Annotated in this window: 1 protein-coding gene; it reads left to right on the top strand. The window is 63.5% G+C overall.

Going from position 1 to position 293, the window contains the following annotated elements; all coding sequences use genetic code 11:
• Window positions 1-293 (top strand): Ig-like domain-containing protein (locus HAQ05_RS28235; RefSeq protein ID WP_190427742.1); only part of this gene is annotated, 293 nt, incomplete at both ends.

Below are 293 nucleotides of genomic sequence, written 5' to 3'. Positions count from 1 at the left end.
GAACGTGCGCATCGAGGACGATGCCCCCACTGCCCGCGACGACAGCGCCAGTGCCAGCGACCACCAGCTTACCGCCACCGGCAATGTGCTCAACAACGACACCCTGGGCGCGGACTACCAGCAAAACTCGGTGACCGCGCAAACCGTGCAAGGCACCTACGGCAGTCTGGTGCTCAATGCCGACGGTACCTACACCTACACGGTGAACACCGACATCAACAAGCTGATCGCCGTGGGTGCCAGCGCCACCGACAGCTTCAGCTACACGGTCACCGACGCCGATGGCGACACCA

It is taken from the genome of Pseudomonas typographi (genome assembly GCF_014694385.1).
In the GTDB taxonomy this organism is placed as follows: domain Bacteria; phylum Pseudomonadota; class Gammaproteobacteria; order Pseudomonadales; family Pseudomonadaceae; genus Aquipseudomonas; species Aquipseudomonas typographi.
This window is presented reverse-complemented; position numbering and strand designations above follow the sequence as displayed.